This window comes from Mycobacterium sp. 852002-10029_SCH5224772 (assembly GCF_001667315.1).
In the GTDB taxonomy this organism is placed as follows: domain Bacteria; phylum Actinomycetota; class Actinomycetes; order Mycobacteriales; family Mycobacteriaceae; genus Mycobacterium.
This window is the reverse complement of the sequence record NZ_LZHT01000122.1, coordinates 14,604-38,142: the sequence shown is the minus strand read 5'-3', so window position 1 is coordinate 38,142 and position 23,539 is coordinate 14,604. Positions and strand designations below refer to the sequence as shown.

9 protein-coding genes are annotated in these 23,539 nt (G+C 66.1%); 6 read left to right on the top strand and 3 right to left on the bottom strand.

Annotated elements, in window-relative coordinates; genetic code table 11:
- The 3 genes from A5775_RS21655 to A5775_RS21645 all read right to left on the bottom strand — a co-directional run.
- The coding region (locus A5775_RS21655; RefSeq protein WP_369827901.1) for an amino acid adenylation domain-containing protein at nucleotides 1-3,022 on the bottom strand (3,022 nt) is incomplete at its 3' end.
- A gap of 20 nt (nucleotides 3,023-3,042) precedes the next feature.
- Complete coding sequence (locus A5775_RS21650) at nucleotides 3,043-13,293, bottom strand: non-ribosomal peptide synthetase (protein ID WP_067256933.1); 10,251 nt, start codon at nucleotides 13,291-13,293, stop codon at nucleotides 3,043-3,045.
- Nucleotides 13,294-13,337: 44 nt separating this feature from the next.
- Nucleotides 13,338-13,568 carry an MbtH family protein gene (locus tag A5775_RS21645; protein WP_067256921.1) on the bottom strand — a complete coding sequence of 77 codons (231 nt, stop codon included), beginning with the start codon at nucleotides 13,566-13,568 and terminating at the stop codon, nucleotides 13,338-13,340.
- Between the two features lie 866 nt (nucleotides 13,569-14,434).
- On the opposite strand from A5775_RS21645, the gene A5775_RS21640 reads away from it, so the two are divergent.
- The 6 genes from A5775_RS21640 to A5775_RS21615 all read left to right on the top strand — a co-directional run bounded on the left by A5775_RS21640 (nucleotide 14,435) and on the right by A5775_RS21615 (nucleotide 23,462).
- Nucleotides 14,435-14,854, top strand: coding sequence for an MmpS family protein (locus tag A5775_RS21640; RefSeq protein WP_067256930.1), 420 nt, complete (start codon nucleotides 14,435-14,437; stop codon nucleotides 14,852-14,854).
- Complete coding sequence (locus A5775_RS21635; RefSeq protein ID WP_067256918.1) at nucleotides 14,851-17,742, top strand: RND family transporter; 2,892 nt, start codon at nucleotides 14,851-14,853, stop codon at nucleotides 17,740-17,742. Before A5775_RS21640 ends, A5775_RS21635 begins: the two co-directional genes overlap by 4 nt.
- Before the next feature lie 89 nt (nucleotides 17,743-17,831).
- Nucleotides 17,832-20,747, top strand: coding sequence for an RND family transporter (locus A5775_RS21630; RefSeq protein ID WP_067256915.1), 2,916 nt, complete (start codon nucleotides 17,832-17,834; stop codon nucleotides 20,745-20,747).
- 239 nt (nucleotides 20,748-20,986) lie between these two features.
- Nucleotides 20,987-21,934 (top strand): daunorubicin/doxorubicin resistance ABC transporter ATP-binding protein DrrA, encoded by a 948-nt coding sequence (locus A5775_RS21625; RefSeq protein ID WP_067256913.1) that lies wholly within the window; start codon nucleotides 20,987-20,989, stop codon nucleotides 21,932-21,934.
- On the top strand, nucleotides 21,931-22,671 hold the full coding sequence (locus A5775_RS21620) for an ABC transporter permease (RefSeq protein ID WP_067256910.1): 741 nt from the start codon (nucleotides 21,931-21,933) through the stop codon (nucleotides 22,669-22,671). Before A5775_RS21625 ends, A5775_RS21620 begins: the two co-directional genes overlap by 4 nt.
- Complete coding sequence (locus A5775_RS21615; protein WP_082953120.1) at nucleotides 22,671-23,462, top strand: ABC transporter permease; 792 nt, start codon at nucleotides 22,671-22,673, stop codon at nucleotides 23,460-23,462. The genes A5775_RS21620 and A5775_RS21615 overlap by 1 nt, the downstream gene beginning before the upstream one ends.
- Nucleotides 23,463-23,539: the final 77 nt, after the last annotated feature.

The window sequence follows — 23,539 nt, the reverse complement described above, 5'->3', positions numbered from 1 at the left end:
CCTCGGTGTCCATGGTGCCGGCGTTGAGGTCGACGGTGTGCATGAGCGGCATCGCCACCGCCGCTGCCGCACCGCTCAGCGACATGCTGTCGGGGCTCAGCCGCCACAGTTCGCCGGGCAGGTCCGCGGCCGCGCCGAGCCGTCCGAGGTAGTTGAAGCCGATCACCGGGTCGGATCCACCCAGATCGACGTCGGGGTTCAGGTAGCGCAGCAGGCCGTAGGTCAGTCCGTCCGGCAGGGCGCGTAGCTGTTCCTTGGTGGACTTGACGGCCGTGCCCAGCGCGTCGTCACCGTCCACCACGCTCGCCCAGTCCAGCCCGTCGATCCTCAGCGACACCGGGTACTTGGTGGTGAACCAGCCCACGGTGCGCGACAGGTCGACGCGCGGCCCCAGCTCTTCCTGGCGTCCGTGACCCTCGACGTCGATGCCGATCGGTGTGCCGCTGCCGACGAACTTCGTCCAGGCCATCGCGAACGCGATCAGCAGGATGTCCTGCACGCCGGCGTGGAAGGCCGCGGGCACCTCACCCAGCAGCAGGCGGGTGGTCTCGACATCCAGCGACGCCGACAACTGCTCGGCCGTCTGGTAGGTGTCCACGTCGGGTTGCACCGCCGGCAGCACGGCCGGGGTGGACACGACCTCGCGCCAGGCGTCGGCCTGCTCGAGGACGGTCGGGCTCTGCGCGTGGTCGGCGAGCAGCGACGACCATCGGGCGAACGAGGTGCCGCCCACCGGCAGTGCCACTGGCTGGCCGTTGTGGTGCTGCGCCCAGGCGATGTTGAGGTCCTCGATCAGGGTCCGCCAGGACACACCGTCGACGGCCACGTGGTGGATGATCAACGCCAATTGGCTTGTCTCGCTTGCCCATACGGCGCTCACCATCACCCCGGCGCCCGGGTTCAGCCGGGAGCGCGCCTCGACCAGCGTGGCATCGGTCAGGGTGTCGACGGATTGCAGGCAGTCGGCGGCCTGCACGCAGCCCGGGTCGGGCGCCTGCAGGTTCCAGCCGCCGGCGCCGTCGTCTTCGACGCGCAACCGCAGCATGGGGTGGCGGTCCAGCAGGGCCTGGAGCACGACCACGACCTCGTCGGCGGTGACGCCCGCGGGGGCCGCCAGCACCATGGTCTGGTTGAAGTCGTCGATCGGTCCGTCAATGGTCTGCAGCCACCGCATGATCGGGGTCGCCACCACCGGCCCGATCCCCTCGTCGACCACGTCCTCCTCGTCGTCGCGGTCGGTGGCCACGCGGGCCAGCCGGGCCACCGTCTGCTCGACGAACACGTCGCGGGGGCGGCACATCACGCCGGCGGCGCGGGCGCGGGCCACCACCTGCATCGACAGGATGCTGTCCCCGCCCAGGTCGAAGAAGGAGTCGTCCACCCCGACGCGCTCCACGCCGAGTACCTGGGCGTAGATGCCGGCCAGGATCTCCTCGGTGTGGTCGGACGGGGCGCGGTACTCGCCGGCGCGCTTGTGGTACTCCGGCGCGGGCAGGGCGCGCTTGTCGAGCTTGCCGTTGACCGTCAGCGGCAGCGTCTCGAGCACCACCACCGCGGCGGGGACCATGTAGGCGGGCAGCCGCTGGCCCAGCTGGGTGCGCAGTTCGGCCGGGTCGGCGGTGCCGGTGATGTAGCCGACGAGGCGCTTGTCGCCGGGGCGGTCCTCGCGGGCGATCACGGCGGCCTGGTCGACGCCGTCCAGCGCGGCGAGCGCCGACTGGATCTCGCCGAGTTCGATGCGGTAGCCGCGGATCTTGACCTGCTCGTCGGCGCGGCCCAGGTATTGCAGCTGGCCGTCGGTGCCCCAGCGCACCAGGTCGCCGGTGCGGTACATCCGAGCGCCGGGGCCGCCGAACGGGCAGGCCACGAACCGCGACGCGGTCAGACTGGCCCGGCGCGCATACCCGGTGGCCACACCGCGGCCGGCCACGTACAACTCACCGACCACGCCCTCGGGCGCGGGCCGCAGCCACTTGTCCAGGACGAACAGCGCCGCGCCCGGGACCGGCGATCCGATCGGGGGCGCGCCGGAGTCGCCCGCCAGCGGCGCGCTCATCGCGGCGTACACGGTGGCTTCGGTCGGGCCGTAGGCGTTGATCATCACCCGTCCGGGCGCCCAGCGGTCGACGACCTCGGCCGGGCAGGCCTCGCCGGCCACCACCAGCGCCGTCGACTCCAGGCCCTCGGGTGAGAGCATCCCCACGGCGGACGGGGTCTGGCTCAGGACGTTGACCTTCTCGGCGACCAGCAGGGCGTGCAGCTCGTCGGGCGAGCCGGCGACCGATTCGGGGACCACCACCAGGCGCCCGCCGTGCAGCAGCGCGCCCCAGATCTCCCACACCGAGACATCGAACACCAGCGAGTGCCACTGCGACCACACCTGCCCCGAGCCCGACGGCAGTTTGGCGTGCAGGGTCTTCAGGAATTCGGTCACGTTGCGGTGCGTGACCGCCACGCCCTTGGGGACGCCCGTGGTCCCCGAGGTGTAGATCATGTAGGCGATGTCCTCGGGGGCCGGCCCGGGCAGCGCGCTGCTGGGCTGGCTGTCGGCCGCGGCCTCGTCGACGTCGATGACGGGCAGGTCGAACCCCTCCAGCCGGCCGCGCAGGCCGGCCGTGGTGACCGCGGCGATCGGCGTCGCGTCGCCGAGCATGAACTCCATCCGCGCGGCCGGCAGCGCCGGGTCGATCGGCAGGTAGGCGGCGCCGGTCTTCAATACCGCGAGGATCGAGACGATGGCCTCGGCCGAGCGGGAAAACAGCAGCGCCACGCACTCGCCCGGGCCCGCGCCCTGATCGGCCAGCAGGTGAGCCAGCCGGTTGGCGGCCTCGTCGAGCTCCAGGTACGTGATCGAGCGACCCTCGAAACTCAGCGCCACCGCCTCGGGGGCGCGCGCCACCTGCGTGGCGAACATTCCGGGGATGGACGTCGCGGTTTTCACCGGCTTGGTCAATATCGCGCGGTTACCCCACTCGTCGAGTCGGTCGTGCTCGCCGCCATCCAGTAGATCGATCGATAACAATCGCCGTCCCGCACCGACGGTCATGACTGCTCCTCCAAGTCCACGGTCATGGCTTCCAGCACCCGCTTGAAACGCTCGACCAGCTTCTCGATCCTCGCCTCGCCGAACACGTCGGTGTCGAACTCGACGCGAAGGCCAATTTCATGGCCCGGCACGGCTTGTACCGAAAGCGGGTAGTGGTTGTATTCCCGATTCGTGAATCCACTAATAGTTAACTCGTCCACGGCCGATAGCGCGGCAGTATCGAGGGGATAGTTCTCGTACACGAACATTGTGTCGAAAATTTGGTCGTGTCCCGTTACACGATGGATTTCATTCAGTGCCAGGTGCTGGTGGTCCAGGGTGCTGGTGTAGGTGCTTTGTAGCTGGTCAAGCAGGTCGGCGATGGTGGTTTCGGCGCCGATGGTCGCGCGCACCGGAACGGTGTTGATCAGCAGGCCGACCATGGACTCGGACCCGGCCAAATCGGTCGGCCGGCCCGAAACCGCAGTGCCGAAGACCACATCATGCTGGCCGGTCAGCCACATCAGCAGCTGCGCCCAGGCCGCCTGCAGCACGGTGCTGACGGTCGTGCGGCACGAGCGGGCCAGTTCGCCGAGCAGGCGGCTGGTCTCCGCGGAGACTCCGAACTCGGCGACGCCGCGCGGACCGAGCCCCATCCGCCCCGACGGCCCCACCAGCGTGGGGGTGTCGAAACCGGCGAGCACCTCGCGCCATGCCGCCTGGGCGGCGGCGCGGTCCTGCTCGGACAGCCAGGTGATGAAGCTGCGGTAGGGCACCGGCGCGGGTAGCCGCACCCCGAAGTAGCTGGCGAAGATCTCCTGCAGCAGGACCGGCTTGGACCAGCCGTCGAGCACGATGTGGTGGTTGGTCAGCACGAACCGGTAGGTGTCGTCCCCGGTGCGGATCAGCGCGCCCCGGAACGGCGGCTTGCCCGCCAGGTCGCAGACGGCGACGCGTTCGGCGGCCGAGAGCTGCTCGATCTGGTCGTCGTGTTGGTCGACGCCGCCGCCGGCGTCCAGCTCGACGTACTGCCAGGCCAGCTCCGGGTCGGCCGAGAGAACCTGCACCGGCTCGCCGAAGTCCTCGCTGAAGCGGGCCACCACGTTGGGGTGGCGGGTGATGACGGTCTGCACCGCCTCGCGCAGCCGCTCCGGGTCGATGGCGCCGGCCACCGAGATGTCGAGCTGCACGGCGTAGAGGTCGTCACCGCCCTGTGCGGTGCCGGTGTGGAACAGCAGCCCCTGCTGCAGCGGCGTCAGCGGCAGCACGTCGGCGACGCGGTGCTGCTGCTGCAGTTCGTCGATGTCCCGCTGGGTCAGCCGGGCGGGGGCGAGGTCGGACGGGGTCAACCCGCCGCCACCGGCCTGCACGTGCGCGCAGATGCCGGCCAGGGCGTCGAACCATAGTTCGCTGAGCTTGCCGATTTGCTTTTCGTCCAGCGCCGAGGGCGCCCACGTCCAGTTGGCCTGCAGGTGCGGGCCGTCGGCGGTGTCCATGGTGCCGGCGTTGAGCTCCACGGTGTGCGGCAACGGCAGGGTCAGCGCCCCGGCCGCACCGGCCAGCGCGAAGCTGTCCTCGCTCAGCTGCCACAGGTCGGGCGAGAGGTCGGCGGCCCCGCCGCCGAGGCGGCCCAGGTAGTTGAAGCTGATGGCGGGATCCGAATTGCCAAGGTCCACATCAGGATTCAGGTAACGCAGCAGCCCGTAGCTGAGGCCGTCGGGCAGGGCGCGCAGTTGCTCCTTGGCGTCCTTGATGACCGGGCCCAGCGCCGCGTCGCCACCGATCACCTGGCCCCAGGACAGGCCCCCGACGCGCAGCGCCACCGGGTATTTGGCGGTGAACCAGCCCACCGTGCGCGACAGGTCCACCTGCGGGCCCAGCTCCTCCTGGCGCCCGTGACCTTCCACGTCGATGGCGATCGGCGCGCCGGTGCCCACGAACTGCGTCCAGGCCAACCCGAAGGCGATCAGCAAAATGTCTTGCACCCCAGCGTGAAACGCCGCGGGCACCTCACCGAGCAGCAGGCGTGTCGTCTCGACGTCCAGCGACGCCGACAGTTGCCCGGCGTTGGCGTAGGTGTCCTCGGGCTGCGCGGCCGGCAGCACCGCCGGGGTCGCGGCCACCTGCCGCCACTGTTCGGCCCGTTCGACCACCTCGGGGCGGCGCGCGTGCTCGTCCAGCAGCGACGACCACCGGGCGAACGAGGTGCCGCCCACCGGCAATGCCACCGGCTGGCCGCTGTGATGCTGCGCCCAGGCGATGTTGAGGTCCTCGATCACGGTCCGCCACGACACGCCGTCGATGGCCAGGTGGTGAATGATCAACGCCAATTGGTTTGTGGCACTTGCCCATACCGCGCTGAGCACCAGGCCGTCGGCCAGGTTCAGCCGCGACCGGGCCTCGACCAGCTCCGCCCCGGACAACACCTCGACCGTCTCCAGGCAGTCGCCGGCCTGCACCGAGCCCGCCTCGGGTACCTCGAACGACCACCCGCCCACGCCGTCGTCCTCGACGCGCACGCGCAGCATCGCGTGCCGGTCCAGCAACGCCTGCAGCACCACCGCCACGTCGTCGGCGGTGACGTCGGCGGGCGCCGCCAGCACCATGGTCTGGTTGAACTGCTCGACGGGGCCGTCCATGTCCTGCAGCCAGCGCATGATCGGGGTGGCCACCACCGGGCCGGTCCCCTCGTCGACCACGTCGTCCTCGGGGCTGGCGATCGTGGCGACCCGCGCCAGGCGGGCGACGGTCTGCTCGGTGAAGACGTCCCGCGGGCGGCACACGACGCCGGCGGCCCTGGCGCGGGCCACCACCTGCATCGACAGGATGCTGTCGCCGCCGAGATCGAAGAAGGAGTCGTCGACGCCGACGCGCTCGACGCCCAGCACCTGGGCGTAGATGCCGGCCAGGATTTCCTCGATGGCGCTCGCCGGTGCGCGGTACCGGTCGACGTCTTGGTATTCCGGTGCCGGCAGGGCGCGGGTGTCGAGCTTGCCGTTGACGGTCAACGGCAGCGTCTCGAGCACCACCACCGCCGAGGGCACCATGTAGCCGGGCAGCCGTTCGCTGAGTTGGGCCCGCGCCTCGGCGGGGTCGGCGGTGCCGGTCACGTAGCCGACCAGGCGCTTGTCGCCGGGGCGGTCCTCGCGGGCGATCACGGCGGCGTGCTCGACCCCGGTGAGCGAGGCGAGGGCGGCCTGGATTTCGCCGAGTTCGATGCGGTAGCCGCGGATCTTGACCTGCTCGTCGGCGCGGCCCATGTACTGCAGCTGCCCGTCGGCGCTCCAGCGGACGAGGTCGCCGGTGCGATACATGCGCGCCCCGGGGGCCCCGTACGGGCAGGCCACGAATCGGGTGGCCGACAACCCGGGTCGGCCGACATAGCCGGTGGCCAGTCCGCCGCCGGCGACGTAGAGCTCACCCACCACCCCGACGGGCACCGGACGCAGCCAGCCGTCGAGCACGAAGAAGCCGAGGTTGGCCAGCGGCACCCCGATGGGGCTGACGTTGCTGTCGAGGTCGCCGCCGAGGATTTCGCGGAACGAGGCGTGCACCGTGGTCTCGGTGATGCCGTACATGTTGATCATGCGGGGCAACCCGGGGTGGTGATGTAGCCATGTCGCCAAGCGGTGCGGCTCCAAGGCCTCGCCACCGAACACCACCGTCTGCAACTTCAGCTGCTCACCCAGCTCCGGCGCCAACGCGTCGGCACTCTGCAGCGCATAGAACGCCGACGGGGTCTGGCTGAGCACGCTGACCTGTTCGCGAACCAGCAACGCGTGCAAGTCTTCCGCGGAGCGCACCACCGCGTCGGGCACCACCACCAGGCGCCCGCCGTACAGCAGCGACCCGAATACCTCCCACACCGAGAAGTCGAACGCCAGCGAGTGACATTGCGTCCACACCTGGCCCAACCCCAGCTGAGCATCGAGTGTCTCCAGCAGCAACGTGACGTTGCGGTGCGGGATGGCCACGCCCTTGGGCGTTCCCGTCGTGCCCGAGGTGTAGATGATGTAGGCGATGTTGTCCGGCGACGGCACCGGCAGCCCGGTCGCGGGCTGGCTGCCGATCGCGGGGTCGTCGATGTCGATGATCTGCCCGGTGAACCCGTTCAACTGCGGTCGCACCTCGGCGGTGGTCACCGCCGCGATCGGCGCGGCATCGCCGAGGACGAACTCGAGGCGCGCCGCGGGGACGCTGGGGTCGATCGGCACGTAGGCGGCCCCGGTCTTGAGCACCGCGAAGATCGCGATCACCGCTTCGGCCGACCGTGGGATCACCACGGCGACCCGCTCGCCGGGGCCCGCGCCCTGCCCAACAAGCAAGTGCGCCAACCGGTTTGCCGACTCTTCGACCTCGCGGTAGGTGAACGAACGCTCGCCGCAGGTGATCGCGGCCGCGTCGGCGGCGCGGGCGACCTGCGCGGCGAACAACGCCGGAATCGACTCCTGCCCGGTGGGCCGCCGGGCCAGCACGGCCCGGTTGCCCCACTCGTCGAGTCGTTCGTGGTCGGCAGGATCGAGCAGATCGATCGACGAAAGCCGTTGCGCGGGATCGGCGGTCATGGCGGCCATCACGTGGCGCAACCGCTCGATCAGCGTTTCGATGGCGGCCGCGTCGAAGACCTCGGTGTCGTATTCGACGCGCAGGCTCAGTTCGTGGCCCGGCGTGGCCACCACTGACAGCGGGTAGTGGTTGAATTCGCGGCTGCTGAACTCGGTGACCGCCAGCTCCTGGACGCCTAGCAGCGCGCCGGCGTCGATCGGGTAATTCTCGTACAGGAAGAGGGTGTCGAACAGCTGGTCGTGTCCGGTGAGCCGGTGAATCTCGCCCAGCGCCAAGTGCTCATGCTCAAGGGTTTCGGCGTGGGAGCGTTGCAGCTGCTCGAGCAGGTCGGTAACCGTGGTCGCGGCGGCGATGTCGGCGCGCACCGGCACGGTGTTGATCAGCAACCCGACCATGGCGTCCGCGCCGGCCAACTCGGTGGGCCGGCCCGACACCGCGGTGCCGAAGGCGACGTCGTGCTGCCCGGTCAGCCACGTCAGCAGCTGCGCCCACGCACCCTGTAGCACGGTGCTGATGGTGGTGCGACTGGAGCGGGCCAGCTCGCCGAGCGCCCGCGTGGTGTCCGCCGAAACCGTATAGGCGGCAACGGCGCGCCGCCCGATCTTGCCCGGCGGGGCCACCAGCGTGGGGGCTTCGAACCCGTCGAGCGCCTCGCCCCAGGCCGCCTGGGCGGCGGCGCGATCCTGAGCCGCCAGCCACATCAGGTAGCTGCGGTACGACGGGGGCGCGGGCAGCCGCTGCCCGTAATAGCCGGCGAAGACCTCCCGCAGCAGGACGGGCAGCGACCAGCCGTCGATCACGATGTGGTGGATGGTGAACAGCAGCCGGTGCCGGTCGTCGGCGATGCGGATCAACGCGGCCCGGAAGGCGGGTTGGCCGGCCAGGTCGCACACGGCGGTGCGCTCGTCGGCGGCCAGCTGCTCGAGCTGTTGATCGACCTCACCGGCGTCCAATTCGACGTAGCGCCAAGCCATCACCGGCTCGGCCGGGATGATCTGCACCGGCTCGCCGAATTCGTCGACGAAGCGGGCCACCAGGTTGGGGTGGCGGTTGACCGCGGTCTGCACGGCCTCGCGCAGCCGGTGCTGGTCCAGGCTGCCGCTCACGGTGATGCCGAGCTGCACCGCGTAGAGGTCTTCGAGTTCGGCCGCGAAGCTGGTGTGGAACAACAGCCCCTGCTGCACCGGGCTCAGCGGCAGCACGTCGACGATCTGGTGCAGGCGGCACAGCTCGTCGATCTGCTGCTGGTCCAATCGGACCGGCGCAATGTCGGACGGGGTCAACCCGCCGCCACCGCCGCGTACGTGCGCGCAGATTCCGGCCAGGGCCTCAAACCACAACTGGCTCAACCGGTTTACTTGCTCGTCGGTCAGCGCCGAGGTCGCCCACCGCCAGTTGGCGTGCAGGAGCGGGCCGGCCTCGGTGTCCATGGTGCCGGCGTTGAGTTCCACCGTGTGCGCCAACGGCATCGCCACCGCCGTCGCCACCGCGGCCGACGTCAGGCTGTCCTCGCTGACGCGCCACAAGTCCTCGGACAGGTCGGCCCCCGCGGCCAGCCGGCCCAGGTAGTTGAACCCGATCGCGGGGTCCGAGCCCTGCAGGTCGACCTCGGTGTTCAGGTAGCGCAGCAGCCCGTAAGTCAGTCCGTCGGGCAGGGCGCGCAGTTGCTCCTTGGCGTCCTTGATCACCGCGCCCAGCGCGGCATCGCCGGCGGCCACCTTCGACCAGTCCAGCCCGCCGGTGATCGACAGTGCCGCAGGGTATTTCGTGGTGAACCAGCCCACGGTGCGGGACAGATCCACGCGCGACGCGATCTCTTCGTTGCGCCCGTGTCCTTCGATGTCGATGCCGATCGGGGCCGCCTCACCCAGGAATTCGGTGAACGCCAACCCGAACGCGATCAGCAGGATGTCTTGCACGCCGGCGTGAAACGCCGCCGGCACCTCCCCCAACAACAGGCGGGTGGTCTCGACATCCAGCGACGCCGACAACTGCCCGGCGTTGGCGTATGTGTCCTCCGGTTGGACCGCCGGCAGCACCGCCGGGGTGGCGGCCACCTGCCGCCACGCGTCGGCGTGCTCGAGGACCGCCGGATCCTTCGCGTGCTCGGCCAGCAGCGACGACCACCGGGCGAACGACGTGCCGGGCGCCGGCAACGCCACCGGTTGGGCGTTGTGATGCTGGGCCCAGGCGATGTTGAGGTCCTCGATCATGGTCCGCCACGACACACCGTCAACGGCCAGGTGGTGGATGATCAACGCCAATTGGCTTGTCGCGCTTGCCCATACCGCGCTCAGCATCACTCCGTCGGCGATGTTGAGCCGCGAGCGGGCCTCGACCAAATCCGCGTCGGAGAGCGCGTCGACCGTGCGCAGGCAGTCGCTCGCCTGCACCGAACCCGCCTCGGGGGCCTCGAGCGACCAGCCGCCGGCGCCGTCGTCCTGCACGCGAAGCCGCAGCATGGGATGGCGATCCAGCAGGGCCTGCAGCACCACCGCCACGTCGTCGGGGCTCACGCCCGCGGGCGCCGCCAACACCATGGCCTGGTTGAACTCGTCGATCGGTCCGTCAATGGTCTGCAGCCAGCGCATGATCGGGGTGGCCACCACCGGCCCGATCCCCTCGTCGCCCGCGCCCAGTTCGCCGTCGACCGCCACCTCGGACACCCGCGCCAGGCGGGCCACCGTCTGCTCGACGAACACATCCCGGGGACGGCAGATCACGCCGGCCGCTCGGGCCCGGGACACCACCTGCATCGACAGGATGCTGTCGCCGCCCAGGTCGAAGAAGGAGTCGTCGACGCCGACGCGCTCCACCCCCAGCACCTGGGCGTAGATGTCGGCCAGGATCTCCTCGATCGCGTCGGCCGGGGCCCGGTACTCGCCCGCGGTGTATTCCGGCGAGGGCAGGGCGCGCTTGTCGAGCTTGTTGTTGCCGGTCAGCGGCAGGGCGTCGAGCACCATCACCGCGGTCGGCACCATGTAGGGCGGCAGCTTGGCGGCCAGCTGGGCGCGCAGCTCCGCGGGGTCGGCGGTCCCGGCGATGTAGCCGACCAGGCGCTTGTCGCCGGGGCGGTCCTCGCGGGCGATCACCGCGGCCTGGTCCACCCCGTCGAGGCCGGCCAACACCGCCTGGATCTCGCCGAGTTCGATGCGGTAGCCGCGTATCTTGACCTGCTCGTCGGCGCGGCCCAGGTACTGCAGTTGCCCGTCGGGACCCCAGCACACCAGGTCGCCGGTGCGGTACATCCGCGCGCCCGGGCCGCCAAAGGGGTTGGCCACAAACCGCGAGGCCGTCAGCCCGGCGCGGCGCACGTAGCCATGTCCGACGCCGCGACCCGCCAGGTACAGCTCGCCGACCACACCGGCGGGCACCGGCTGCAGCCACTTGTCGAGCACGAACATCGCGGCCCCGGCGATCGGGGACCCGATCGGCACCACCGGCGAGCCAGGCGTCAGCGGCGTGCTGATCGACGCGCAGACCGTGGTCTCGGTCGGGCCGTAGGCATCGATCATCACCCGCCCGGGCGCCGCCCACCGGTCGACGACGTCGGTCGGGCAGGCCTCGCCGGCTACCACCAACGCCGTGGATTCCAGGCCCTCGGCCGGCAGCATCGCCACCGCCGACGGGGTCTGGGTCAGCACGCTGACTTTCTCCGCGACCAGCAAGTCGTGGAAGTCCTGCGGGGAGGACGCCACCGATTCGGGCACCACCAGGAGCCGCCTGCCCCGCAGCAACGCGCCGAAGATCTCCCACACCGAGAAGTCGAAGGCCGCGGAATGGCTTTGCGTCCACACATTTCCGGGGGGCAAGGCGGCGTCGAGCGACTCGGTCAGCCAGGTGACGTTGAGATGAGGAATGGCAACGCCTTTGGGCGTGCCGGTGGTTCCGGACGTGTAGATGATGTAGGCGACGTTCTCGGGGGCCGGGTTCGGCAGCGCGGTGCTGGGCTGGGTGTCGATGGCGGGGTCGTGCACATCGACGACGAGGACATCATGGTCGTCCAGCCGCGAACGCAGGTCCGCCGTGGTGATCACCGCGCTGGGTGCGGCATCTTCGAGCACGAAGTCCATCCGCGACGACGCGTGCGCAGGGTCGATCGGCACGTAGGCCGCCCCGGTCTTGAGCACCGCCAGCATCGAGACGATAGCGTCCGCGCACCGGGGGAACATCACTGCCACACAGTCGCCCGGGCCCACGCCGTGGTCGGCGAGCAGGTGCCCCAGCCGGTTGGACGCCTCGTCGAGCTCCGCGTACGTCAGGGAGTGGGCGCCGAAGGTCACCGCCAGCGCGTCGGGGGTGCGCTGCACGTGTTCGGCGAACGCGACGGGAATCGACACCGGGGCGGGCGCGGGCTCGGCCAATGCCGGCCGGTTGCTCCACTGGTCGATGAGCGCGGGCTCGTCGGGGGTGAGCAGATCGATCGACGACAGCGGCCGTTCCGGGTCGGCGGTCATCGCCTCCAGAATCTGCTGCAGGCGGCCCGCCAGGTCGGCGACGCCGAAACTCGCGAACGGTTGACCCGGGCCCGCGGTGCTGAGGAAGAGCTGGTCACCGGCGCCGAGGAAAAACAAGCCGAAGTGCCCGACCGGGCCGTGGTTCGTGTATGACGCCGTCGCCCGAGAGCCGGCCAGGTCCAGAGTCAGTCGCGACGGGATGAAGTTGATCCCGACCCGGTTCGGCGCCTGCCGCAACCCGTCGCCCTCGAGGGTGTGCACCGGGAAGCGCTGATGTTGCAGTAGTTCGCGAATCCGCTTGTCCACGTGCCTGCAGAAATCGGCGACCGTCGACTCCGGCTCGGTCGTCAGCACCAGCGGCACGACGCCGGCCAGCATTGCGGGAAGGGTTTTCGACTCCGGACGCACTCGCCGGCTGACCGGGAAGTCCAGCGCCACCTCCGAGCCGCTGCCCGACCAGCCGCGCACCAAAAGGGCGCAGGCGGCGGTGGTGACCGAAAACCGGCGGATGGCCAGCTTTTTAGACAGCTCCTTGATCCGGTTGGCCACCGAGGGGTCCAACTGGACTGACGCGGACGGCGAGTAGTGGTCGCGCTCGCTGCCCGCGTCGGGCAGTTGATCGACCGGTCCACTCTCCGGCGGGAGGTGTTCGCTCCAGTAGGCCCGGTCTTCGACGTAGTCCTCGGAAGCCTCATACCCGGACTCGAGGTCGACCAAGTCCTGTGCCGAACCGAAGTAGGCGTCGGGAATTGGCTTTCCCGCCACCATTGCGGAATAAATGGTCGCGACCCGACGGCAAACCAAGGCCATGCCCAGGCCGTCGATGGCAATGTGGTGGCAGCACCCAAACAAATAGAATTCCTCGTGCCCAGTTTGAAATAGCACGAATTTGAACATTTGGCCGTTCAACGGCAGCGGGGTGCGCTGGATGGCGGAAGACATCTCGCGGGCTTCCTGCACCGGATCCGCCGCGCCCGTCAGGTCGTGAAACTCGAGCTCGACGTGGGGGTAGTCGATCGGCTTCTGGACGACCTGGCCGTCGACCTCGAAGAACGAGACCCTGCCGGGTTCGGCTTCGCCGACCGCTTGGGTGAGTGCCTGCTGAAAAGCGTCGCGACGGACCGGGCCGTCGATTTTGACGAGGAGGCCGAGCTGCCACTGGGTGCCGGCGAAACCGGCTTCTTGGGATAGCCAGATGTCAAGCTGCCCGCGTGTTAGTGGCAGCGTCCGATCATCCCTCTCCATCGACTCCCCCAAGTCTCCACCCACCCGCCCCGTACCCCGGCTGGTTACTGGTCAAAACCCCGACCCGTTGCGAGCTTGTCCCGCAGGCTCTTCGGCCTGATGTCGGGCCAATGCTGCTCGATGTACTCCAAACACGCAGCTCGGTCGGCTTCCCCGTGTACCACCTTCCAGCCCGCTGGAACATCGGCGAAGGCCGGCCACAAGCTGTGTTGCTCTTCGTCGTTCACCAGGACGAAAAAGCTGCCGTTGTCGTCGTCGAATGGATTGATGCTCACAATTCTCCAGATACATAGTGGACATGAGTGGAACAGGTCCAAACCATAGTTGAGCTACTGGGCGCTCGCCCGTGGTTTGAACAAAGTTCCTGGTGTGACCTAGAAGGCTTTTGGCGCCATCGAGTGATTGGTGTGCGGAGGGGCCCCGATGCCCCTTAATTCACTGCAGTGACCTGCATCAATGGCGTCGATTGCGAAATATCGCTATTGGGGCAGGCACGTCCTTCAGGCCGATGAAGTTATTGTGCTTGTCGACACACATCCTAGCCGAACCCGCGGAGGGGCGAAAATCACCCAGAGGCCCATGGCAGGCGTCCGACGCGGCGCCCTCGGGTGACCCCGGCCGATGACACCACGCACCCGGCTGTGCTTAGGTGGTCGGGCGGCCACGATGGAGTCAACGGGAGGCTTCCTACGTCCGCAAAAGCGGCGTTTGCGCACGCGATAGGCATTACGATCCCGTATCGCGTTGCCCAAACTACTGATACGGAAGCGACGGGCGTGGTTTACTTTCAAGACCTGGTCGCGCTCCCCGGGGCGGGGCTCGCATGAGGTGACGGAGACACGACTGGTCGGTGCCTTGCACCGAATTCGAGGCGCCGCAGTCTGGCGCATTGCTACCGGTCTGTAGTTGCATGTTCGGGTGGCGAAGACCCGGCGTGCGGACGGCTGAAGGGGGTGCAGTGGTCGAATCCGACGTGCGGGCCCGGCCCGACAACACCATCGCGGAAGGACGAGAAATTAGCCAACCGTCTGGCCGGAGACGTGGTTTCCTGGGCTTCGCTCGCCGATCTTCACCCGAACCCACGCAGCACAGTGGCCGTCAAACGAGTCGTCCGCAAACGGGAGCCGCGGCTTTCGGTGTTCTGAAGCGGCTGTGGATCCCGTTGGTCATCGTGGCCGTGGTCATTGCCGGGGGTATGACCGTTTCGCGGTTGCACGGTGTGTTCGGTTCCGAGCATCGCCCTTCCTATGCCGAATCAAGGCAACAAGACACCAAACCGTTCAACCCCAAGCATGTGAAGTATGAAGTCTTCGGGCCGGCGGGGACGACGGCCGACATCAGCTACTTTGACGCCAATGGCGAGCCGAACCACATCAATGGAATTGTGCTGCCATGGTCGTTCGACATCTCGACGACGTTGCCGTCAATCGTGGGAAATGTTGTGGCACAGGGCAATAGCGATACTCTCGGCTGCCGCATCGTGGTTGACGGCGTTGTCAAAACCGAGAGGATCTCGCATCAATTGAACGCGTTTACCTACTGCGTGTTGACGGCCACATGAGTAACCAGCCATTGGAGACCCAGCCGGCCGCGCGATCACGGGTAGCGCGGACCATCCACCGCTTGTCGGTGCCCATTATTTTGGGTTGGCTCGGTATCGCCGTGCTCATCACCGTCGCCGTCCCGTCGTTGGAAAAGGTCACGGCCGAGCATGCGGTATCGCTGAGCCCTCTGGGGGCGCCGTCGTTCAAGGCAATGGAGCGCCTGGGCGAGGATTTCAAGGAAACCAATACCGGCGCGTTGGCGATGGTCCTGCTGGAGGGCCAGCAGCAACTCGGCGATGACGCGCACAAGTATTACGACCGCTTGGTTCGCCTTTTGGAGGCCGACCACGCGCATGTGCAGCACGTCCAGGATTTCTGGGGCGATCCGCTGACCCGCGGCGCCGCACAAAGCCAAGACGGTAAGGCCGCGTATGTTCAGGTGAATCTGAACGGCAATGCGGGCGCGGCCGCGGGCGACGAATCCGTGCTGGCGATCCGGAAGATCGTGCAGGAGGCTTCTCCACCACCCGGGCTCAAGGTCTATGTCACCGGTCCCGCGCCCATCGTCGCGGATATGAACATCGCCGGTGCAAAAACCGTCATGCTGGTTACTCTGGTCAGCCTGTGCGTGATCTTCCTGACGTTGCTGTTCGTTTATCGATCGATTGTCACGGTCGTTCTCTTGTTGCTCATCGTCGGCCTGGAATTGCAGATCGCGCGCGGAATGGTCGCGTTGATCGGTCATCTCGGGCTGGTCGGGCTTACCACTTTTGCCGTCAACCTATTGGTCGCGGCGGTCATCGCGACGGGTACCGACTACGGCATTTTCTTTGTCGGCCGTTATCAAGAGGCGCGGCAGGCCGGTGAAAGCCGGGAACAAGCTTTCTACACCACATACAGCGGGGTCGCGAAGGTTGTCTTGGCCTCCGGATTGACCATCGCCGGCGCAGTGCTCTGCCTCAGTTTCACCCGGCTTCCCTATTTCCAGCCGCTCGGTATCCCCTGTGCCGTCGGTATATCGGTTGCGGTGATGGTGGCGTTGACGCTGGGACCGGCGCTGCTGGCCGCCGGCGCGCGGTTCGGCCTGTTCGAGCCGCGGCGGGCGGTCTCGGCCCGCAGGTGGCGACGGATCGGTACGGCCATCGTCCGGTGGCCGGCGCCCATTCTCGTTGCCTCGTTGGCCGTGGCGCTGATCGGGTTGTTGGCCTTGCCGAATTACCACCCCAGCTATGACGACCAGAAATTCATTCCGCAAAGCATTCCGGCCAATGTGGGGTATGCGGCGGCGGCGCGGCACTTTCCTGGCCAGCGAATGCAGATGCCCGAAATTCTGTTGGTCGAGACCGATCATGATTTGCGCAATCCGACCGACATGTTGGTGATCAACAAACTCGCCAAGGCCGTGCTAGGGGTTCCGGGAATTGCCACGGTACAGACCGTTACCCGCCCCGAAGGTGTTCCCCTGCAGCACACCACGATCCCGTGGATCATCAGCATGAGTCAGGCGAGCCAGATGCAGAACATGGCTTTCCAAAAAGACCGCATGAACGACATGCTCGTCCAGGCCAACGAGCTGGGAAAAATGATCGGCATCATGCAGCACATGTTGGACCTGATGAAAGAGCTCGTCTCCACCACGCACCACATGGTCCAGACGACACATGAAATGCAGGACATCACGTCGGATTTGCGCGACCACATCTCGGATTTCGAGGATTTCTTCCGGCCCCTGCGCAGTTACTTCTACTGGGAAAAGCACTGCTACGACATTCCGATCTGCTTCTCCCTGCGATCCATCTTCGACACCCTCGACGGCGTTGACTTGGTCAGCGACAAGCTGCAGGAAATGGTCAAGAATCTCGATCAGCTCGACACGATCCTGCCCCAGCTGGTCATGCAGATCCCGCCCATGATCGAAACCATGGGGGGCATGCGCACCATGATGCTGACCATGCACAGCACCATGTCCGGCGTCATGGGCCAGATGGATTCGAGCGCCAAGGATCCGAGCATCATGGGGCAGGCTTTCGATGCCTCCAGAAACGACGATTCCTTCTACCTTCCGCCGGGGATCATCAACGGCTCCGACGCCTTCAAGCGGGTCGAGAAGGTGTTCATGTCGCCGGATGGCAAGGACTTCCGTCTGCTCATCTCGCAACGGGGCGACCCGGCGACACCCGAGGGCCTCTCGCGGGTGGAGCAGATCAAGACGGCGGCCGAAGAGTCGCTGAAGGGGACTCCCCTCGAAAACGCGAAGATCTACCTGACCGGCACGGCGGCGATCACCAAAGATCTGGTGGACGGATCCAAATTCGACCTCTTGATTGCCGGCGTCTCCGCGCTCTGCCTCATTTTCATCATCATGCTGATCATGACGCGAAGTTTCATTGCCGCCATGGTGATCGTCGGCACGGTTTTGCTGTCACTCGGCGCGTCCTTCGGGCTGTCCGTATTGGTCTGGCAGTACCTCCTCGGCATGCAATTGCACTGGACGGTGCTGTCCACCTCGGTGATCGTGCTGTTGGCGGTGGGCTCCGACTACAACCTGCTGCTGGTCTCTCGCATGAAGGAGGAATTGGGCGCCGGCATCCACACGGGCATCATTCGCGCCATGGGCGGCACCGGGAAGGTCGTGACGAATGCCGGCCTGGTGTTCGCGTTCACCATGGCCTCGATGGTGGTCAGCGATCTGCGCAGCATCGGCCAGGTGGGCACGACGATCGGCTTGGGTCTGATGTTCGACACGTTGATCGTGCGGGCGTTCATGACGCCGGCCGTCGCCGCGCTGCTGGGACGGTGGTTCTGGTGGCCACAGCTGGTGCGTCCCCGCCCCGCCAGCACAATGCTGCGGTCCACGGGGCCTCGTCCGGTGGTGCGTTCGTTGCTTCTGAAGCAGTCGCAGTAAGTGGCGGCTTTCCACTTCAGGATGGGAACAGCAACCGTGGGTAACGTTGTGAGACAGGGCAATAGCGCCGCCTGCCTGCTGGGGGCCGCATGACGACCCAACCAGTTCGGCCTCCACGCGTTGCCCGGATCATCCGTCGCTTTGCGGCGCTCATCATCATCGGGTGGGTGGCGCTGACCCTGCTGGTGACCTTCGGTGTCCCCCGACTGGAGATCGTGGGCCAGCAGCATTCGGTGCCGCTGGCCCCTCAGGACGCGCCGGCGGTCCAGGCCATGCAGCGCATGGGCAGGGACTTCAAAGAGTCCGATTCGGACAGTTTCGCGATGCTGGTGCTCGAAGGACAGCAGCAACTGGGAGACTCGGCCCACGCCTACTACGACAAATTGGTGCGTGAGCTCAAAGCCGACACCAAGCACATCGAGCACGTGCAGGATTTGTGGGGAGACCGCCTCACCGCGGCGGGCGCGCAAAGTCCCGACGGCAAGGCCGTCTATGTGCAGTTGAATCTGGCCGGTAATCAGGGCACTACCCAGGGTCAGGAATCAGTGGCGGCGATCCGCGACATTATCGCGCGGACGCCACCGCCTCCCGGAATTCAGGCCTATGTCACCGGCCCCGCAGCGCTTTTTTCCGATATGCAGCTCGCGGGTGACCGATCCATTCTGAAGATGACCATGATCGGCGCCTTGATCATTTTCATCGTGCTGCTGTTGGTGTACCGCTCGGTTATCACCGTGATCCTGTTGTTGCTCACGGTGGGCGTCGAAGTGTTCGCCGCGCGCGGTGTCATCGCCTTTATCGCCGATCACAACCTCATCGCCCTATCGACGTTCGCCGTCAACTTGCTGGTGGCCCTGGCGATGGCCGCCGGAACCGACTACGCGATCTTCTTCTTCGGCCGATATCAAGAGGCGCGTCAGGCCGGCGAGGACCGGGAAACCGCCTTCTTCACCACCTACCGCAGCGTCGCTCCCGTGGTCTTGGGTTCCGGGCTGACGATCGCCGGTGCCATGTTGTGCCTGAGCTTCACCCGCATGCCCATCTTCCAAACCATGGGTCTGCCTTGCTCCTTGGGCATGCTGATTTCGGTCGTGATCGCCCTGACCCTGGTTCCGGCGGTTCTGACCGTGGGCGGTGGCTTCGGATTATTCGACCCGACGCGCACGATCGGGTTCGGCCGCTGGCGCCGGATCGGTACGGCGATCGTCCGCTGGCCCGCGCCCATTCTGTGCGCGACGATAGCGATTGCCATAGTCGGCCTGGCCACTTTGCCCGGCTATAAGACGAGCTACAACAACCGGCTCTATATGCCCAACAGCGTTCCCGCCAACGTCGGGTACGCGGCCGCCGATCGTCATTTCAATCAATCGCGAATGATGCCCGAAATCGTGATGATCGAGGCCGATCACGATATGCGGAATCCGGCGGATTTCCTGGTGCTGCACAGGCTTGCCAAGGCAATCTTCGGCGTTCACGGGATTTCGCGGGTGCAGGGCATCACGCGGCCGGAGGGAACGCCGATCCAGCACACGTCGATCCCGTTCCTGCTCAGCATGCAGCAGGCGATGATGAGTCAAGACATCAAGTACATGCAGTTGCGCATGGATGACATGCTCGTCCAGGCGGACATGATGGCCAAGCAAATCGAGATCATGAAGCGCATCTACTCATTGCAGAAGCGCATGACCGACATCACGCATGACACCATCGTCAAGACCAAAGAAATGGCCGAAGTCGTTGCTGACATACGCGACCATGTGTCCGACTTTGAAGATTTCTACCGGCCGCTGCGCAGCTATTTCTATTGGGAAAAACACTGCTACGACATCCCCGTATGCTTTGCGCTCAGAAGCATATTCGACACGCTCGACGGCATCGATACGCTCAGCGACAAACTGCTGGATCTCCTCAAAGATCTCGACAATATGGACAAGCTGATGCCGCAGCTGCTCGAGCAATACCCGCCGATGATTGCGATGTCGGAGGATATGCGGAACATGATGCTGACGAACCACAGCACCATGTCCGGGATCATCGGCCAGATGGACAGCAACAACAAAGACGCCGTTGCCATGGGCGAGGCGTTCGACGCCTCCAAGAACGATGACTCGTTCTATCTGCCGCCGGACATCTTCGACAATGCGGACTTCAAGAAAGCGATGAGCCAATTCTTGTCACCGGACGGGAAGGCCGCTCGGTTCATCATTTCGCACCGCGGAGACCCGGCGACGTCTGAAAGCGTGTCCCGCATCGACAAGATCAGGCTGGCGGCGGAAGAAGCGCTCAAGAACACGCCCCTGGAAACCGCGAAGATCAACATCGCGGGTACCGCGTCCACCTTCAAGGACTTCCGGGACGGTTCGACCTACGACCTCTTGATCGCCGGCGTCGGCGCGTTGTGCCTGATCTTCATCATCATGCTGATCATCACCAGAAGTTTTGTGGCTGCCCTTGTCATCGTGGGCACGGTGACGCTTTCCTTGGGCGCCTCGTTCGGGTTGTCAGTGTTGATCTGGCAGTACATCTTCGGCATCGAGCTGTACTGGATGGTGCTGCCCATGTCGGTCATCGTCTTGTTGGCTGTCGGGTCGGACTACAACCTGCTGCTGGTGTCCCGCATGAAGGAGGAAATAGCCGCCGGCATCAATACGGGCATCATTCGCGCGATGGGCGGCACCGGCAAGGTCGTGACGAACGCAGGCCTGGTGTTCGCATTCACCATGGCATCGATGGTGGTCAGCGATCTGCGCATCATCGGTCAGGTCGGTACCACCATCGGCCTCGGATTGATGTTCGACACCCTGATCGTGCGTTCGTTCATGACGCCCACCATCGCGGCGCTGCTCGGGCGGTGGTTCTGGTGGCCGCTGTTGGTTCGGCCGCGGCCAGCAAGCCTACTGCTTCGCTCCGTGGGCACACGCCCGTCGGTGCGCACCCTCCTGCACGACGACGACGACGCGGACGCCCCGACGGCGGAGATCCCGATCCCCCGGTCAACCGTCTAGGTGGATTTCGCGTTTCTCATTGCACGGTTGACGGGGGACGCTCAACGCCCTCCGCGAAACGCCCTCCGCGAAGAATGTGGTGAGAAAGATTGGACGCCAATGATTTTGCCCCGCACATGCGGAACTCCCCCGCTGCAAACGGTTTTGGGTGATGCCCGAGGAACGGCCCGCGCCATCCCGCACACCGCTTTCCACCTATACCGCCAACACGCCGGCGCGCACCATGAAATACTCCTACCGTGAGCCCATTGGCGATCGAGGTTGAAGGCCTCACAAAGACATTCGGGCGAAACACGGTTGCGCTGAATGGCGTGGACTTTTCGGTTCCGGCCGGGACGGTGTGTGGGCTACTCGGCCATAATGGCGCCGGCAAAACGACCACGATCAACATCTTGTCGACGCTGATCCGCCCCAGCTCAGGCCGCGCCAGCGTTGCTGGGCATGACATCGCAAGCCAGGCCGCCGAGGTACGGGCCAGCATCGGAATGGCCGGACAGTTCACCGGCATGGACCCCATGCTGACGGGCCGTGAGAACCTGGTGTTGTTCGGCAGGCTGCGCGGATTGAACCGCCGACAGGCAAAGGCGCGTGCCGACGAACTGCTCGAACAATTCGACCTCGTTGCCGCCGCCGACCGGCGGCTGTCGACGTACTCCGGAGGCATGTTCCGCCGCGTCGACCTGGCCAGCGCCCTAGTGGTACCACCACAAGTGTTATTCCTCGACGAGCCGACCACAGGGTTGGATCCACGCAGCCGCCGCGACGTATGGGCTCTCGTCGGCTCGCTGACCACGCAGGGCATCACCGTGTTGCTGACCACGCAGTACCTGGAAGAGGCCGACGTGCTGAGCGACTCGATCGTTGTCATCGATCACGGGCAGGTGATCGCCAGCGGCACCTCGGAGGAGCTCAAGCGCGCCGTTGGTACCAGCTATTGTCAGGTGACTCCGGCAAATCCTGCCGATCTGCCACAGGTTGCCGCGGCGATGGCCGGACTCGACGGAGTCGATATCAACACCGACACGGGCTCGGTGTCGGTGTTCGCCCCGGACGGGGTGACAACGTTGGTCGAGGTGTTTCGCCGGGTCGACGCGCTCGGCCTCGAGCTCACCGATATCTCGCTGCGCAAACCCTCGCTCGACGAAGCTTTCCTGCACCTCACCGAACGGACCGCCGCCCGGTCATGAGCGCCCTGCCCGCCCTCATCGAGCGTTCGCTAAAGTCCGCGGCGCGCGATGGCGAGATGATCTTCGAAATCCTCTCCCCCGCAGCGTATTTGGTGGGTTTCAGCGTGGCGCTACACGGTCTGATCGACACCGGACGCATCAGCTATTCGCAGTATCTGTTGCCCGCAGTGGTGGTCCAGTCGATGATCGTCGTTGGGCTGCTCACCGCGGACCGCGCGGCACGCGACCACCTGTTTGGGTTCGGCGAGCGGATCCGGACGCTTCCAGTCGCCGCGGCGGCCACCGTGAGTGCACGTGTGGCGGCAACCCTAATGCGGGGGCTGCTCTCCCTCATGGTGGCGATGGTTGCCGGCTACGCCTTCGGCTTCCGGATGACCGGCGGACTGGGCTATGCGGTGGCTTTCCTATTTGTCGCGCTACTGCTATGCCTGGCCGTGACGCTCGGCGCCGATGCGCTGGGGTCGCGCGCAAAAAGTGTCCAGGGGGCCAGCCACCTCCTGTTCGTTCCCCAACTGTTGCTGTTCATGCTGTCCACCGGGCTCGCCCCCGAAAAGACATTTCCCGACTGGCTGCGCCCGTGCGTCCGTAACCAACCGGTATCCCAGTTCGCCGAAACCCTGCGTGGCCTCGCGACCGGAAAGCTACTGGTGGCCAACTTGGCCGCCAGCCTAATTTGGTGCGCGGGCATGGTGCTCATCTTCGGCTCGATCACGCTGCGGATGCAGAGGCGCGGCTAGTGGCGCATCGCCTTGAGTTGCAAGCTTCCCTGCTTACCCAAAGCTGGGTGCAGGCTAGCCGGCTACTACTCCGATGGCGACGTGACCAAGCGGTCCTAATGGGCTCACTGCTCCTACCCGTGTTCCTCCTCTTCGCCTACCAAATCGTGCTGGGCGAGCGCGTGCGCGCGGTCACCGGAGTGGAGAGCGTGTACGGCATAGTGCCCATGTGCGCGGTAATTTCTGCCCTTTTCGGTGCTTTGGGCAACTCGGTCGGCATTACCATGGACCGCCAATCGCGCCTGCTCAGCCGGATGTGGGTGCTACCGATACACCGGGCCAGCCCGCTTACCGGATGGGTAACCGCCGAGGTCGTGCGCGCGCTCATCGGGACAGTCTTGATTACCGGGATCGGACTCACAATGGGGCTGCGTTTCACACATGGCTGGCCCGCGGCCCTGGCTTTTATTATGATCCCGTCGATCGCGGTAACCGGGTTCACTGCGATGGTGATGGCGATGGCGGTTCGCCAGAATGGCCGCACAGCAATGACTTGGATACTGGGCCTCACTTTTTCGATGGCATTCGTCAACCCGGGTGCCACTCCCATCGGCCTGTTTCCAGAGTGGGTTCGGCCGTTGATCCGTATGCAACCGATATCGCCGCCCATCGAGACGATGAGGTCTCTAGCCCACGGGGGCCCACTCGCCTGGCCTTTCGCGATAACCCTTATCTGGGCTGTCGCGCTGCTGGCAGTATTCGTCCCAGTCGCGGTCCGCGGCTATCGGTTAGCTGCTGAGGCAAACGCATAGTGCCGTCCGGAATCCGCGCTTGAGGTGACTGACGTTTACCCGCCCGTGATGGCTTCTGCAGCACCGCAAGTCGACGC